Origin of the sequence: Bacteroides nordii, from assembly GCF_019930665.1 — a bacterium.
In the GTDB taxonomy this organism is placed as follows: domain Bacteria; phylum Bacteroidota; class Bacteroidia; order Bacteroidales; family Bacteroidaceae; genus Bacteroides; species Bacteroides nordii.
This window is the reverse complement of the sequence record NZ_CP082886.1, coordinates 4,031,214-4,044,981: the sequence shown is the minus strand read 5'-3', so window position 1 is coordinate 4,044,981 and position 13,768 is coordinate 4,031,214. Positions and strand designations below refer to the sequence as shown.

The 13,768-nt window shown below is 37.8% G+C and carries 28 protein-coding genes; all 28 read left to right on the top strand.

Going from position 1 to position 13,768, the window contains the following annotated elements; genetic code table 11:
• Positions 1 to 6 precede the first annotated feature (6 nt).
• The 28 genes from rplW (at position 7) to K8P02_RS15835 (ending at position 13,749) form a co-directional block, all read left to right on the top strand.
• Positions 7 to 297: a 50S ribosomal protein L23 gene (gene rplW, locus K8P02_RS15970; protein ID WP_223381520.1), complete on the top strand. Its 291-nt coding sequence runs from the start codon at positions 7 to 9 to the stop codon at positions 295 to 297.
• Between the two features lie 5 nt (positions 298 to 302).
• A complete protein-coding gene (gene rplB, locus K8P02_RS15965; protein WP_002558071.1) occupies positions 303 to 1,127 on the top strand; it encodes a 50S ribosomal protein L2 in 825 nt (274 codons plus the stop codon).
• Positions 1,128 to 1,147: 20 nt separating this feature from the next.
• Entirely contained in the window at positions 1,148 to 1,417 is a 270-nt protein-coding gene (gene rpsS / locus K8P02_RS15960) for a 30S ribosomal protein S19 (protein WP_002558070.1), read from the top strand.
• A gap of 35 nt (positions 1,418 to 1,452) precedes the next feature.
• On the top strand, positions 1,453 to 1,863 hold the full coding sequence (gene rplV / locus K8P02_RS15955) for a 50S ribosomal protein L22 (RefSeq protein WP_002558069.1): 411 nt from the start codon (positions 1,453 to 1,455) through the stop codon (positions 1,861 to 1,863).
• Between the two features lie 5 nt (positions 1,864 to 1,868).
• Positions 1,869 to 2,603: a 30S ribosomal protein S3 gene (gene rpsC, locus K8P02_RS15950; RefSeq protein WP_007487388.1), complete on the top strand. Its 735-nt coding sequence runs from the start codon at positions 1,869 to 1,871 to the stop codon at positions 2,601 to 2,603.
• Positions 2,604 to 2,626: 23 nt separating this feature from the next.
• Positions 2,627 to 3,061 (top strand): 50S ribosomal protein L16, encoded by a 435-nt coding sequence (gene rplP, locus K8P02_RS15945; protein ID WP_002558067.1) that lies wholly within the window; start codon positions 2,627 to 2,629, stop codon positions 3,059 to 3,061.
• Positions 3,062 to 3,066: 5 nt separating this feature from the next.
• Positions 3,067 to 3,264, top strand: coding sequence for a 50S ribosomal protein L29 (gene rpmC, locus K8P02_RS15940; protein ID WP_025866946.1), 198 nt, complete (start codon positions 3,067 to 3,069; stop codon positions 3,262 to 3,264).
• Entirely contained in the window at positions 3,261 to 3,530 is a 270-nt protein-coding gene (gene rpsQ, locus K8P02_RS15935; RefSeq protein WP_155921423.1) for a 30S ribosomal protein S17, read from the top strand. Before rpmC ends, rpsQ begins: the two co-directional genes overlap by 4 nt.
• Positions 3,531 to 3,532: 2 nt before the next feature.
• The gene (gene rplN, locus K8P02_RS15930) at positions 3,533 to 3,898 is read left to right on the top strand and encodes a 50S ribosomal protein L14 (RefSeq protein WP_002558064.1); all 366 of its coding nucleotides are present in this window, start codon (positions 3,533 to 3,535) and stop codon (positions 3,896 to 3,898) included.
• A gap of 20 nt (positions 3,899 to 3,918) precedes the next feature.
• Positions 3,919 to 4,248, top strand: a complete 330-nt coding sequence (gene rplX, locus K8P02_RS15925) for a 50S ribosomal protein L24 (RefSeq protein WP_002558063.1) — start codon at positions 3,919 to 3,921, stop codon at positions 4,246 to 4,248.
• Positions 4,248 to 4,805 (top strand): 50S ribosomal protein L5, encoded by a 558-nt coding sequence (gene rplE, locus K8P02_RS15920; RefSeq protein ID WP_002558062.1) that lies wholly within the window; start codon positions 4,248 to 4,250, stop codon positions 4,803 to 4,805. The genes rplX and rplE overlap by 1 nt, the downstream gene beginning before the upstream one ends.
• Positions 4,806 to 4,811: 6 nt before the next feature.
• Positions 4,812 to 5,081, top strand: coding sequence for a 30S ribosomal protein S14 (gene rpsN / locus K8P02_RS15915; RefSeq protein ID WP_002558061.1), 270 nt, complete (start codon positions 4,812 to 4,814; stop codon positions 5,079 to 5,081).
• Between the two features lie 54 nt (positions 5,082 to 5,135).
• A complete protein-coding gene (gene rpsH, locus K8P02_RS15910) occupies positions 5,136 to 5,531 on the top strand; it encodes a 30S ribosomal protein S8 (protein ID WP_002558060.1) in 396 nt (131 codons plus the stop codon).
• Between the two features lie 15 nt (positions 5,532 to 5,546).
• Positions 5,547 to 6,116 carry a 50S ribosomal protein L6 gene (gene rplF, locus K8P02_RS15905; RefSeq protein WP_002558059.1) on the top strand — a complete coding sequence of 190 codons (570 nt, stop codon included), beginning with the start codon at positions 5,547 to 5,549 and terminating at the stop codon, positions 6,114 to 6,116.
• A gap of 21 nt (positions 6,117 to 6,137) precedes the next feature.
• Positions 6,138 to 6,482 (top strand): 50S ribosomal protein L18, encoded by a 345-nt coding sequence (rplR, locus tag K8P02_RS15900; RefSeq protein ID WP_002558058.1) that lies wholly within the window; start codon positions 6,138 to 6,140, stop codon positions 6,480 to 6,482.
• A 5-nt stretch (positions 6,483 to 6,487) separates the two neighbouring features.
• Positions 6,488 to 7,006: a 30S ribosomal protein S5 gene (rpsE, locus tag K8P02_RS15895; RefSeq protein ID WP_002558057.1), complete on the top strand. Its 519-nt coding sequence runs from the start codon at positions 6,488 to 6,490 to the stop codon at positions 7,004 to 7,006.
• Between the two features lie 9 nt (positions 7,007 to 7,015).
• Positions 7,016 to 7,192, top strand: a complete 177-nt coding sequence (gene rpmD / locus K8P02_RS15890; RefSeq protein WP_002558056.1) for a 50S ribosomal protein L30 — start codon at positions 7,016 to 7,018, stop codon at positions 7,190 to 7,192.
• A 31-nt stretch (positions 7,193 to 7,223) separates the two neighbouring features.
• Entirely contained in the window at positions 7,224 to 7,670 is a 447-nt protein-coding gene (gene rplO / locus K8P02_RS15885) for a 50S ribosomal protein L15 (RefSeq protein WP_002558055.1), read from the top strand.
• A 4-nt stretch (positions 7,671 to 7,674) separates the two neighbouring features.
• Entirely contained in the window at positions 7,675 to 9,015 is a 1,341-nt protein-coding gene (secY, locus tag K8P02_RS15880) for a preprotein translocase subunit SecY (protein WP_002558054.1), read from the top strand.
• Between the two features lie 14 nt (positions 9,016 to 9,029).
• Positions 9,030 to 9,827, top strand: a complete 798-nt coding sequence (gene map / locus K8P02_RS15875; protein ID WP_002558053.1) for a type I methionyl aminopeptidase — start codon at positions 9,030 to 9,032, stop codon at positions 9,825 to 9,827.
• A gap of 3 nt (positions 9,828 to 9,830) precedes the next feature.
• Complete coding sequence (infA, locus tag K8P02_RS15870) at positions 9,831 to 10,049, top strand: translation initiation factor IF-1 (RefSeq protein ID WP_002558052.1); 219 nt, start codon at positions 9,831 to 9,833, stop codon at positions 10,047 to 10,049.
• A gap of 8 nt (positions 10,050 to 10,057) precedes the next feature.
• The gene (gene ykgO, locus K8P02_RS15865) at positions 10,058 to 10,174 is read left to right on the top strand and encodes a type B 50S ribosomal protein L36 (RefSeq protein ID WP_002558051.1); all 117 of its coding nucleotides are present in this window, start codon (positions 10,058 to 10,060) and stop codon (positions 10,172 to 10,174) included.
• A 33-nt stretch (positions 10,175 to 10,207) separates the two neighbouring features.
• Entirely contained in the window at positions 10,208 to 10,588 is a 381-nt protein-coding gene (gene rpsM / locus K8P02_RS15860) for a 30S ribosomal protein S13 (protein ID WP_002558050.1), read from the top strand.
• Between the two features lie 11 nt (positions 10,589 to 10,599).
• The gene (gene rpsK, locus K8P02_RS15855; RefSeq protein WP_002558049.1) at positions 10,600 to 10,989 is read left to right on the top strand and encodes a 30S ribosomal protein S11; all 390 of its coding nucleotides are present in this window, start codon (positions 10,600 to 10,602) and stop codon (positions 10,987 to 10,989) included.
• Positions 10,990 to 11,109: 120 nt separating this feature from the next.
• Positions 11,110 to 11,715, top strand: coding sequence for a 30S ribosomal protein S4 (gene rpsD / locus K8P02_RS15850; protein WP_002558048.1), 606 nt, complete (start codon positions 11,110 to 11,112; stop codon positions 11,713 to 11,715).
• Between the two features lie 11 nt (positions 11,716 to 11,726).
• The gene (locus K8P02_RS15845; RefSeq protein ID WP_002558047.1) at positions 11,727 to 12,719 is read left to right on the top strand and encodes a DNA-directed RNA polymerase subunit alpha; all 993 of its coding nucleotides are present in this window, start codon (positions 11,727 to 11,729) and stop codon (positions 12,717 to 12,719) included.
• Between the two features lie 3 nt (positions 12,720 to 12,722).
• On the top strand, positions 12,723 to 13,214 hold the full coding sequence (gene rplQ, locus K8P02_RS15840; protein ID WP_002558046.1) for a 50S ribosomal protein L17: 492 nt from the start codon (positions 12,723 to 12,725) through the stop codon (positions 13,212 to 13,214).
• 139 nt (positions 13,215 to 13,353) lie between these two features.
• Entirely contained in the window at positions 13,354 to 13,749 is a 396-nt protein-coding gene (locus K8P02_RS15835; RefSeq protein WP_007487383.1) for a hypothetical protein, read from the top strand.
• The last annotated feature ends 19 nt before the right edge of the window (positions 13,750 to 13,768 follow it).

The following is a 13,768-nucleotide window of genomic DNA, read 5'->3' as shown; positions in this document are numbered from 1 at the left end:
TAAATAATGGGAATTATTATTAAACCGTTGGTGACAGAAAAAATGACTGCAATAACTGATAAGCTGAATCGTTTCGGCTTTATTGTACGTCCTGAAGCTAATAAACTGGAAATTAAGAGCGAAGTTGAAGCCCTTTATAATGTTACAGTGGTTGATGTGAATACTGTGAAGTATGCAGGCAAAAATAAAAGCCGTTATACAAAAGCAGGTATCATCAATGGTCGTACGAATGTTTATAAGAAAGCTATCGTAACACTGAAAGATGGAGATACTATTGATTTTTATAGCAATATTTAATAAAAATGGCAGTACGTAAATTTAAGCCCACAACACCGGGGCAAAGACATAAGATTATTGGTACTTTCGAGGAAATTACTGCATCAGTACCAGAAAAGTCGCTTGTATATGGTAAGAAATCATCTGGCGGTCGCAACAGCGAAGGTAAGATGACAATGCGCTACATTGGTGGTGGCCACAGAAAAGTGATCAGAATTGTCGATTTCAAGAGAAATAAAGATGGTGTTCCAGCAGTTGTAAAGACTATTGAGTACGATCCGAATCGTTCGGCTCGTATTGCTTTGTTATATTATGCTGATGGTGAAAAAAGATATATTATTGCTCCCAATGGATTGCAAGTTGGTGCGACTTTGATGTCAGGTGAAAATGCGGCGCCAGAGATTGGTAATGCACTTCCTCTTCAGAATATTCCGGTCGGTACTGTAATTCATAATATTGAATTACGTCCGGGACAGGGTGCTGCTCTCGTTCGTTCGGCTGGTAATTTTGCTCAGTTGACTTCAAGAGAAGGTAAATATTGTGTTATTAAGTTGCCTTCAGGTGAAGTTAGACAAATACTTAGCACTTGTAAAGCTACTGTCGGTAGTGTAGGTAACTCAGATCATGGATTGGAAAGCTCAGGTAAGGCAGGACGCTCTCGTTGGCAGGGTCGTCGTCCTCGTAACCGTGGTGTTGTAATGAACCCGGTTGATCACCCAATGGGTGGTGGTGAAGGACGTGCTTCCGGAGGACACCCGAGATCTCGTAAGGGATTGTATGCTAAGGGACTTAAGACTAGAGCTCCTAAGAAACAATCGTCTAAGTATATTATTGAGAGAAGAAAGAAGTAATCTGATTAATTGAGTAAACTATGAGTCGTTCATTAAAAAAAGGTCCGTATATTAACGTAAAGCTTGAGAAGAAAGTTCTTGCTATGAATGAATCGGGCAAGAAAGTTGTTGTTAAGACTTGGGCCAGAGCTTCAATGATTTCGCCTGATTTCGTAGGCCATACAGTTGCAGTTCATAACGGAAATAAATTTATTCCTGTATACGTTACCGAAAATATGGTAGGTCACAAGTTGGGTGAATTCGCTCCAACTCGTACTTTCAGAGGACACGCTGGTAATAAGAAAAAATAACAGGATTTATCTGAAATAATAAAGTAATAAATATAATGGGAGCAAGAAAAAAAATATCGGCTGAAAAAAGAAAAGAAGCCCTTAAGACCATGTATTTTGCTAAATTGCAAAATGTTCCTACTTCTCCTCGCAAAATGCGTCTCGTGGCTGACATGATTCGCGGGATGGAAGTGAACAGAGCACTTGGCGTTTTGAAGTTTTCTTCAAAAGAAGCTGCCGCGAGAGTGGAGAAGTTGCTACGCTCTGCAATAGCTAACTGGGAGCAGAAAAACGAACGTAAAGCTGAAAGCGGTGAATTATTTGTAACTAAGATTTTTGTTGATGGTGGTGCTACACTTAAAAGAATGAGACCAGCTCCACAGGGAAGAGGTTACAGAATTCGTAAACGTTCAAATCATGTAACATTGTTCGTTGATTCTAAGAGTAATAACGAAGATCAAAATTAAGGTAGATGGGACAAAAAGTTAATCCAATAAGCAACCGTTTAGGAATTATCAGAGGATGGGATTCTAACTGGTATGGTGGAAATGATTACGGTGATTCTTTGCTGGAAGATAGCAAGATCCGTAAATATCTTAATGCAAGACTTGCAAAGGCAAGTGTTTCAAGAATCGTAATTGAACGTACGTTGAAGCTCGTTACTATTACTGTTTGCACTGCTCGTCCAGGTATTATCATCGGTAAAGGTGGCCAGGAAGTTGATAAGTTGAAAGAAGAGTTGAAGAAGGTTACCGACAAAGATATTCAAATTAATATCTTTGAAGTAAAAAGACCGGAACTGGATGCTGTGATTGTTGCAAATAACATCGCTCGTCAGGTAGAAGGTAAAATTGCCTATCGCCGTGCCATTAAAATGGCTATCGCAAATACTATGCGTATGGGTGCTGAGGGTATCAAAATTCAGATTTCAGGACGTTTGAATGGAGCTGAAATGGCTCGTTCTGAAATGTATAAGGAAGGAAGAACTCCGTTGCATACTTTTAGAGCAGACATAGACTATTGCCATGCTGAAGCATTGACAAAAGTAGGTCTTCTTGGTATTAAAGTTTGGATTTGTAGAGGTGAAGTATTTGGTAAGAGAGAATTGGCTCCGAACTTTACACAAAGCAAAGAAAGTGGTCGTGGAAACAATAGTGGAAACAACGGCGGCGGAAAGAACTTCAAAAGAAAGAAAAATAATCGCTAAACGAATTTGAATTTTAGGAAACTATGTTACAACCGAAAAAGACAAAATTCAGAAGACAACAGAAGGGCCGGGCAAAGGGTAATGCTCAGAGAGGTAACCAGCTCGCTTTTGGTTCTTTTGGAATTAAGGCTTTGGAAACAAAATGGATCACAGGCCGTCAGATTGAAGCTGCTCGTATTGCAGTAACAAGATATATGCAACGTCAGGGACAAATTTGGATTCGTATCTTCCCGGATAAACCTATTACCAGAAAACCTGCAGATGTGCGTATGGGTAAGGGTAAAGGTGCTCCCGAAGGATTCGTAGCTCCTGTTACTCCGGGTAGAATTATTATTGAAGCAGAAGGTGTTTCTTACGAAATCGCTAAAGAAGCTCTTCGCTTAGCTGCTCAAAAACTTCCTATCACTACTAAATTTGTAGTGAGACGTGATTATGATATTCAAAATCAAAATGCGTAATGTTTATGAAAATTGCAGAAATTAAAGAAATGTCTACTAGTGATTTAGTAGAAAGAGTAGAAGCAGAAGTAGTTAATTATAACCAAATGGTTATCAACCACTCTATTTCTCCTTTGGAAAATCCTGCGCTAATTAAACAGTTACGCAGGACAATTGCGCGTATGAAAACTGAGTTGCGCGAAAGAGAACTTAACAATAAATGATCAGCTCGATGGAAGCAAGAAATTTAAGAAAAGAAAGAACAGGGATTGTGTTGAGCAATAAAATGGATAAGACCATTACCGTTGCTGCCAAATTCAAGGAAAAACACCCTATATATGGTAAGTTCGTTAGCAAAACGAAGAAGTACCATGCTCATGATGAAAAGAATGAATGCAAAGTAGGTGATACAGTAAGCATCATGGAAACTCGTCCTTTGAGCAAGACTAAGAGATGGAGATTAGTAGAAATAATTGAAAGAGCTAAGTAATTATGATACAAGTAGAATCCAGACTTACAGTATGCGATAATAGTGGAGCTAAAGAAGCTCTTTGTATCCGCGTTTTGGGTGGTACAAGACGTCGCTATGCTTCAGTAGGGGACGTTATTGTCGTTTCTGTAAAGAGCGTCATTCCCTCGGGTGATATTAAAAAAGGTGCAGTGTCTAAAGCTTTGATCGTACGTACTAAGAAAGAAATCCGTCGTCCCGATGGTTCTTATATACGTTTTGATGATAATGCTTGCATTTTGTTAAATAATGCAGGTGAAATTAGAGGTAGTCGTATTTTCGGTCCGGTAGCTCGTGAACTTCGTGCTACGAACATGAAAGTTGTGTCACTTGCGCCTGAGGTACTTTAATTTTGTAAAAGATTTAAGTAATGAGTAAATTACATATTAAAAAAGGCGATACAGTTTACGTAAATGCTGGTGAAGACAAAGGTAAAACTGGTCGTGTGTTGAAGGTTCTTGTTAAAGAAGGACGTGCAATAGTTGAAGGTATTAACATGGTATCTAAAAGCACAAAACCTAATGCAAAGAACCCACAAGGTGGTATAGTTAAGCAGGAAGCTTCTATTCACATTTCAAACTTGAATCCGGTTGATCCAAAAACTGGTAAAGCAACGCGTGTTGGTAGAAAAGAGAGTTCTTTGGAAGGTAAAAGAACTTTAGTGCGTTATTCTAAAAAATCAGGAGAGGAGATTAAGTAATGAGTAATACTGCAAGCCTTAAAAAAGAATATGCAGAGCGTATTTCGCCTGCACTGAAGTCGCAATTCCAGTATTCTTCAACAATGCAGGTGCCCGTACTTAAGAAGATTGTTATCAATCAGGGTTTAGGTATGGCTGTTGCTGATAAGAAGATTATTGAAGTAGCAATTAATGAATTAACTGCTATTACTGGTCAGAAAGCCGTAGCAACTATCTCTCGTAAAGATATTGCTAACTTCAAATTGCGTAAGAAAATGCCAATTGGAGTAATGGTAACATTGCGTCGTGAAAGAATGTACGAATTTCTTGAAAAATTAGTTCGTGTAGCTTTGCCACGTATTCGTGACTTCAAAGGTATTGAGAGTAAATTCGATGGTAAGGGTAACTATACCCTTGGTATTCAGGAACAAATAATTTTCCCTGAAATTAATATCGATAGTATTACAAGAATTCTCGGAATGAATATTACCTTTGTAACTTCTGCACAGACAGATGAAGAAGGTTATGCCTTGTTGAAAGAATTCGGTTTACCGTTTAAAAACGCTAAAAAAGACTGATAAATTATGGCAAAGGAATCAATGAAAGCACGCGAAGTAAAGCGTGCTAAATTAGTAGCCAAATATGCCGAGAGAAGAGCTCAACTGAAGAAAGAAGGTGATTATGAAGCTTTGCAGGCACTGCCTAAGAATGCTTCACCTGTGCGTTTGCACAATCGCTGCAAATTGACAGGTCGTCCTAAAGGATATATCCGTCAGTTTGGTATTTCAAGAATCCAGTTCCGCGAAATGGCATCTAACGGGCTTATTCCAGGTGTTAAAAAAGCAAGCTGGTAATTTTATTGTTTAAATATTGTCAGGGAAGGCCTGATTAATTTAATTATTTTTTATATGACTGATCCAATAGCAGATTATTTGACGAGGTTGCGGAACGCTATTCAAGCAAAGCATAGAGTAGTAGAAGTTCCTGCTTCAAATTTGAAAAAAGAAATCACTAAGATTCTTTTTGAAAAAGGCTACATCCTTAATTATAAGTTTGTAGAAGATGGTCCTCAGGGAACTATAAAAGTTGCCTTAAAGTATGATTCAGTTAACAAGGTTAACGCAATCAAGAAACTTGAAAGAATATCTTCTCCAGGTATGCGTCAGTATACTGGTTATAAAGATATGCCGCGTGTTATTAATGGTCTGGGTATTGCTATAATATCTACTTCCAAAGGTGTAATGACAAACAAAGAAGCTGCTGAATTGAAAATCGGTGGTGAGGTATTGTGTTATGTATATTAATAGGAGGAAAAAGCAATGTCAAGAATAGGAAAATTACCCATTAGTATCCCTGCGGGAGTAACAGTTACTCTGAAGGATGATGTGGTTACCGTAAAGGGACCAAAAGGCGAACTTAGCCAATATGTGAATCCTGCTATCAATATTTCTATTGAAGATGGACACGTAACTTTAAGTGAAAACGAAAACGCAATGCTTGATAATCCAAAGCAAAAGCATGCTTTCCATGGTTTATATCGTTCATTAGTTCATAACATGGTTGTGGGCGTATCTGAGGGGTATAAAAAAGAATTGGAACTTGTTGGTGTTGGATATCGTGCTTCTAACCAAGGAAATATTATCGAATTAGCCTTAGGTTATACTCATAATATCTTTATACAGTTGCCTTCTGAAATTAAAGTTGAAACAAAATCTGAAAGAAATAAGAATCCTCTTATTATCTTAGAGTCTTGTGATAAACAATTGCTTGGTCAAGTTTGCTCTAAAATACGTTCTTTCCGTAAACCTGAACCGTATAAAGGTAAAGGTATTAAGTTTGTTGGCGAAGAGATTCGCAGAAAGTCTGGTAAATCAGCCGGCGCTAAGTAAATTAAATAAATTTATATCATCATGACAACAAAAATAGAAAGACGAATTAAGATCAAATATAGAGTACGCAATAAAGTGTCAGGTACTACTGAACGTCCGCGTATGAGTGTATTTAGAAGTAACAAGCAAATCTACGTCCAGATTATCGACGATTTGTCTGGTAAGACATTGGCTGCTGCTTCGTCTCTGGGTATGACTGAAAAGTTACCTAAAAAAGAGCAAGCAGCTAAGGTTGGAGAAATGATTGCTAAGAAAGCTCAGGAAGCAGGTATTACAACTGTTGTTTTCGACCGTAATGGTTACTTGTATCATGGGAGAGTAAAAGAAGTAGCTGATGCTGCTCGTAACGGTGGACTTAAATTTTAATCATTATGGCAGGAGTTAATAATAGAGTTAAGATATCTAACGATATAGAACTAAAAGATAGACTTGTTGCTATCAATCGTGTTACTAAAGTTACCAAAGGTGGTAGAACTTTTAGTTTCTCTGCAATTGTTGTTGTAGGTAATGAAGAAGGAATCATTGGTTGGGGACTTGGTAAAGCAGGTGAGGTAACAGCAGCTATTGCAAAAGGAGTTGAATCTGCAAAGAAAAATCTGACTAGAGTTCCGATTTTGAAAGGTACGGTTCCTCACGAACAGGCGGCAAAGTTTGGTGGTGCTGAAGTATTCATCAAACCGGCATCTCATGGTACAGGTGTGGTAGCTGGTGGTGCTATGCGTGCTGTATTGGAAAGTGTTGGTGTTACTGATGTTTTGGCAAAATCTAAAGGTTCTTCAAATCCGCATAACTTGGTTAAAGCTACAATTTTGGCTTTGGGCGAAATGCGTGATGCAAGAATGGTTGCTCAAAACAGAGGTATTAGTGTTGAAAAAGTATTTAGAGGATAAGGAGGAGATATGTCAACTATAAAGATTAAACAAGTTAAAAGTAGAATTGGTGCTCCGGCTGATCAAAAAAGAACTCTTGATGCACTGGGACTTCGTAAACTGAACCGTGTGGTTGAACACGAAAGTACTCCTTCAATTCTTGGGATGGTAGATAAAGTAAAACACTTGGTTACCATTGTTAAGTAATTATTTGTTGAATAATAAAACGAATTACAATATGAACTTAAGTAATTTAAAACCTGCAGAAGGTTCTACTAAAACAAGAAAAAGAATCGGACGTGGTCCGGGATCTGGTTTAGGAGGTACTTCTACAAGAGGTCATAAAGGAGCTAAATCAAGATCCGGATACTCTAAAAAGGTCGGTTTTGAAGGTGGTCAGATGCCTCTTCAACGTCGTGTACCTAAATTTGGTTTCAAGAATATTAACCGAGTTGAATATAAGGCTATTAACCTCGATACAATTCAAAACTTAGCTGAAGTTAAGAAGTTGGAAAAAGTGGGCGTTAATGACTTTATTGAAGCTGGATTTATTTCTTCAAATCAGTTAGTAAAAGTATTAGGTAACGGAACTTTGACTACTAAGCTGGACGTAGAGGCTCATGCATTCTCTAAGAGTGCTATTGCTGCTATTGAAGCTGTAGGTGGAACTGTAGTAAAACTCTGATTCAATGAGAAAAGCTATTGAAACATTAAAGAATATATGGAAAATTGAGGATCTGAGACAACGGATCCTCATCACCATATTGTTTGTGGCGATTTACCGTTTTGGTTCGTATGTTGTGCTACCTGGTATTAATCCTGGTATGCTGGCACAATTGCATCAACAAACAAGCGAAGGCCTATTAGCCTTGTTAAACATGTTCTCAGGAGGAGCTTTTTCTAATGCATCTATTTTTGCATTAGGAATTATGCCTTATATTTCTGCGTCTATCGTTATCCAGTTGTTAGGAATTGCGGTTCCGTATTTTCAGAAATTGCAACGCGAAGGTGAGAGTGGCAGAAGAAAGATGAACCAGTATACTCGTTATTTAACGATTCTTATCCTATTGGTTCAGGCTCCTTCTTATTTGCTCAATCTTAAAATGCAGGCTGGACCTTCTTTAAATGCTTCATTAGATTGGACTCTGTTCATGGTTACTTCTACCATTATTTTGGCAGCTGGAAGTATGTTTATCTTGTGGCTTGGTGAAAGAATTACAGATAAAGGTATTGGTAACGGTATTTCATTTATCATCTTGATTGGTATTATTGCCCGTCTTCCTCAATCTCTTTTCCAAGAGGTTATTTCACGTGTGAGTGAAAAAGGTGGTGGTATGATCATGTTTTTATTTGAAATGGTATTCCTGCTGTTGGTAATTGCAGCTGCAATCCTCTTGGTGCAAGGTACAAGAAAGATTCCTGTACAATACGCGAAAAGAATTGTTGGTAATAAACAATATGGTGGTGCTAGACAGTATATTCCTTTGAAGGTGAATGCTGCTGGTGTAATGCCGATTATTTTTGCTCAGGCAATTATGTTTATTCCTATCACTTTTATTGGTTTTTCTAATGCTAATAATGTAAGTGGTTTTGTGCGTGCATTTACTGATCATACGAGCTTCTGGTATAATTTTGTTTTTGCTGTAATGATTATACTGTTTACGTATTTTTATACTGCAATTACAATAAATCCGAATCAGATGGCTGAAGATATGAAGAGAAATAACGGTTTCATCCCGGGTATCAAGCCTGGAAAGAAAACAGCTGAATATATTGACGATATTATGTCACGTATTACATTGCCTGGTTCTTTCTTTTTGGCATTGGTTGCTATTATGCCTGCTTTTGCTGGTGTATTTGGTGTGAAAGCTGAGTTCGCTCAATTCTTCGGTGGTACATCTTTGTTAATTCTTGTAGGTGTGGTTCTTGATACACTGCAGCAGGTTGAAAGTCATTTGTTGATGAGACATTATGATGGTTTGCTGAAGTCGGGTCGTATTAAGGGACGTGCTGGTGTAGCTGCATATTAATTCTTTCAATAGAAATGATATTTCTTAAAACAGAGGATGAAATAGAGCTACTCCGTCAGAGTAACTTGCTTGTAGGAAAAACATTGGCTGAGGTTGCCAAATTAGTAAAACCGGGAGTTACTACCCGAGAACTGGATAAAGTTGCAGAAGAGTTTATTAGAGATAATGGGGCTATTCCAACTTTTAAAGGATTTCCGAATCAGTATGGTGATCCGTTTCCGGGTTCTTTATGTACATCTGTGAATGAGCAGGTAGTGCATGGTATTCCAGGAGATATTGTCTTGAAAGAAGGTGATATTATTTCTGTGGATTGCGGGACATATATGAATGGTTTTTGTGGTGACTCAGCTTATACGTTTTGTGTAGGTGAAGTGGACGAAGAAGTTCGTAAATTGTTGAAAGTTACTAAAGAGGCATTATATATAGGCATTCAGAATGCTGTGCAAGGTAAGAGAATAGGTGATATCGGATATGCTGTTCAGCAATATTGTGAATCACATTCTTATGGAGTAGTGCGTGAATTTGTTGGCCATGGGATTGGTAAAGAAATGCATGAAGATCCGCAGGTACCTAATTATGGTAAAAGAGGATATGGCACGCTTTTAAAGAAAGGACTTTGTATTGCAATTGAGCCTATGATTACCCAAGGTGACCGGCAAGTGATAATGGAGCGTGATGGATGGACTGTGAGAACAAGGGATCGGAAATGTGCCGCACATTTTGAGCATACTATTGCAGTAGGTGCGGGAGAAGCCGATATTCTTTCATCATTTAAATTCATTGAAGAAGTTTTAGGAGATAAAGCAATTTAGTATATGGCAAAGCAATCTGCAATAGAACAAGATGGAGTTATAGTTGAAGCATTGTCTAATGCAATGTTTCGTGTTGAATTAGAAAACGGACATGAGATTACTGCTCATATCTCAGGTAAGATGCGAATGCATTACATCAAAATTTTACCGGGAGATAAAGTAAGAGTTGAAATGTCTCCTTACGACTTATCGAAAGGAAGAATTGTATTTAGATATAAATAAAATAAGATATGAAAGTAAGAGCATCATTAAAGAAACGTACGCCAGAATGTAAGATCGTTAGACGTAATGGCCGTTTGTATGTTATTAACAAGAAAAATCCTAAGTATAAACAACGTCAAGGATAATTTATTATTTTTGCAAAAAAAATAATTTAGTATATGGCTATAAGAATAGTTGGTGTAGATTTACCTCAGAATAAGAGAGGTGAGATTGCGTTGACCTATGTATATGGAATAGGTCGTAGTAGTTCAGCAAAAATTTTAGATAAGGCTGGTGTAGACAAAGATCTGAAGGTAAAAGACTGGACAGATGATCAGGCTGCAAAGATTCGTGAGATTATCGGTGCAGAGTATAAAGTAGAAGGTGATCTTCGTTCTGAAGTTCAATTGAACATTAAGCGATTAATGGATATTGGTTGTTACCGTGGTGTACGTCATCGTATCGGTTTGCCTGTTAGAGGTCAAAGCACTAAAAACAATGCACGTACTCGTAAGGGTAGAAAGAAAACCGTTGCTAATAAGAAAAAAGCTACTAAATAATAATTGTTGATATGGCAAAAAAAACAGTCGCAGCTAAGAAGAGAAATGTAAAGGTGGATGCTAATGGACAATTGCATGTTCATTCATCTTTCAACAATATTATTGTTTCTCTTGCAAATAGTGAAGGGCAGATTATTTCTTGGTCTTCTGCCGGAAAAATGGGATTTAGAGGTTCTAAAAAGAATACTCCTTATGCAGCTCAGATGGCTGCCCAAGATTGTGCAAAAATCGCATATGATCTTGGCCTGAGAAAGGTAAAAGCATACGTAAAGGGACCGGGTAACGGACGTGAGTCTGCCATCAGAACTATCCACGGTGCAGGTATTGAAGTTACAGAAATTATTGATGTAACTCCGCTTCCACATAATGGTTGTCGTCCTCCAAAAAGACGTAGAGTTTAAGATTTACCTTTAATTAAAATGACACTTGATTTTGTTTTTGGATTGCATCAATTTCTTCTCTGTAATCGCGGCTGCAACAAATTAAGTTCATGAATAAACAATTAAATATTTAAAAAGAAAATGGCTAGATATACTGGACCAAAATCAAGAATAGCCCGTAAATTCGGTGAAGGTATCTTTGGAGCTGATAAAGTTTTATCTAAGAAAAACTATCCTCCCGGACAGCATGGAAATTCAAGAAAAAGAAAAACTTCAGAATATGGTGTTCAGCTGCGTGAGAAGCAGAAAGCTAAATACACTTATGGAGTATTAGAAAAACAATTCCGTAACTTGTTTGAGAAAGCAGAAGCCGCTAAGGGTATTACTGGTGAGATTCTTCTTCAGTTATTGGAAGGTCGTCTGGACAACATAGTATTCCGTTTGGGCATCGCTCCGACTCGTGCTGCTGCTCGTCAGTTGGTAAGTCACAGACATATTACTGTTGATGGACAGGTAGTGAACATTCCTTCATATGCAGTAAAGCCAGGGCAGCTGATTGGTGTTCGTGAAAGATCTAAATCTCTGGAAGTTATTGTTAATTCTCTTGCTGGTTTTAACCATAGTAAATATGCTTGGTTGGAGTGGGATGAATCTACAAAGGTTGGTAAATTGCTGCATATTCCTGAGAGAGCAGACATTCCTGAGAACATTAAAGAGCATTTGATCGTTGAATTGTATTCTAAATAATAATTAATTTCATGGCGATATTAGCATTTCAAAAACCTGATAAAGTATTAATGTTGGAAGCGGACTCAAGATTCGGTAAATTCGAATTTCGTCCGTTGGAACCCGGTTTTGGTATTACTGTAGGTAATGCATTACGCCGTATCCTCCTTTCTTCATTAGAAGGTTTTGCTATCACCACTATTCGTATAGACGGTGTTGAGCATGAATTTTCTAGTGTTCCTGGAGTAAAAGAGGATGTTACCAACATTATCTTGAATCTGAAGCAAGTGAGATTCAAGCAAGTAGTTGAAGAATTCGAGAGTGAGAAAGTAAGTATCACGGTCGAGAATTCAAGTGAATTTAGAGCAGGTGACATAGGTAAGTATTTGACTGGATTTGAAGTGTTAAATCCGGAATTAGTTATTTGTCATTTAGATTCTAAGTCAACTATGCAGGTTGATATTACAATCAATAAGGGCCGTGGTTATGTCCCTGCTGACGAAAACCGCGAATATTGTACCGATGTGAATGTAATTCCAATTGATTCTATTTACACCCCGATACGTAATGTTAAGTATACTGTAGAAAACTTCCGTGTGGAACAGAAGACTGACTACGAAAAACTTATACTTGAGATTGCTACGGATGGTTCCATTCATCCAAAAGAAGCACTGAAAGAAGCTGCAAAGATTCTGATTTATCACTTTATGTTATTTTCTGACGAAAAGATTACTCTTGAGAGCAATGACGTTGATGGTAACGAGGAGTTTGATGAAGAGGTATTGCATATGCGTCAGTTGTTGAAAACTAAACTTGTTGATATGGACTTGTCAGTTCGTGCCCTCAATTGTTTGAAGGCTGCTGATGTAGAGACCCTTGGCGATTTAGTACAGTTCAATAAAACTGATTTGCTGAAATTCAGAAACTTCGGAAAGAAATCGCTTACCGAGCTTGATGATTTGCTGGAAAGTCTGAATCTATCGTTTGGAACCGACATTTCTAAATATAAATTAGATAAAGAATAAAAAATGAGACATAATAAAAAATTCAATCATTTAGGTCGTACTGCTTCTCATAGAAGTGCTATGTTATCTAACATGGCTTGTTCTTTGATCAAGCACAAAAGAATCACTACGACTGTAGCAAAGGCTAAAGCATTGAAAAAATTTGTTGAGCCTTTGATTACGAAGTCTAAAGAAGACACTACGAATTCTCGTCGTGTCGTATTTAGCAATTTGCAGGATAAGATTGCTGTAACAGAATTGTTCAAAGAAATCTCTGTGAAAATTGCTGATCGTCCGGGTGGTTATACTCGTATCATTAAGACTGGTAATCGTTTGGGTGATAATGCAGAAATGTGCTTTATTGAACTCGTTGACTACAACGAAAATATGGCAAAAGAGAAAGTTGCTAAGAAAGCTACTCGTACTCGCCGTTCAAAGAAAGCTGCTGCAACTGAAGCTGCTCCTGCTGCAGAAGCTCCTGCTGTTGAAGAACCGAAAGCCGAATCAGCGGAATAATTTAATACTTATTCTTATAGATATAAGAAAGGTCACCTCGAAAGATGGTGGCCTTTTTTGTTGCCAAGTCTAAAGATACTTTAATTTTGTTTTTCTTTAAACATTTAAATAAAATAATCTGTTATATTTGCAGATAGATATGGCTAAGTTTATAAAGGTGATATTGCTTTTGTTGTTTGCTGTAGCACTTCATGGTGTGGCTAACAATTTTTTCGCTGAAAAACCAGTGGAAACTCAGGAGCATGCACAAGTATATAAAGTCGACTCCCAGCAAGTCAGCACCGCTCAGTTGCCATATTTGCCAGAAGGAGAGCTTTCAAGTGCATCACAATCTCACCAGATTGCTACCTCCCGTATCCAACGTATTAATTTGTTAGAATATTCGACATCCTTAAGAGCGTTGGCTCAGCAGCTACAACAGCGAGATGCGGCTTTGGCGCAACATTGGGGGCGAATATATGATACTACAACTTCTTTTAGTTGCCATCCGGCAAGTGAATACTATGTATTCGCTCTTCGACGTATTATTATTTAGGAATTTATTTTATTAGTTC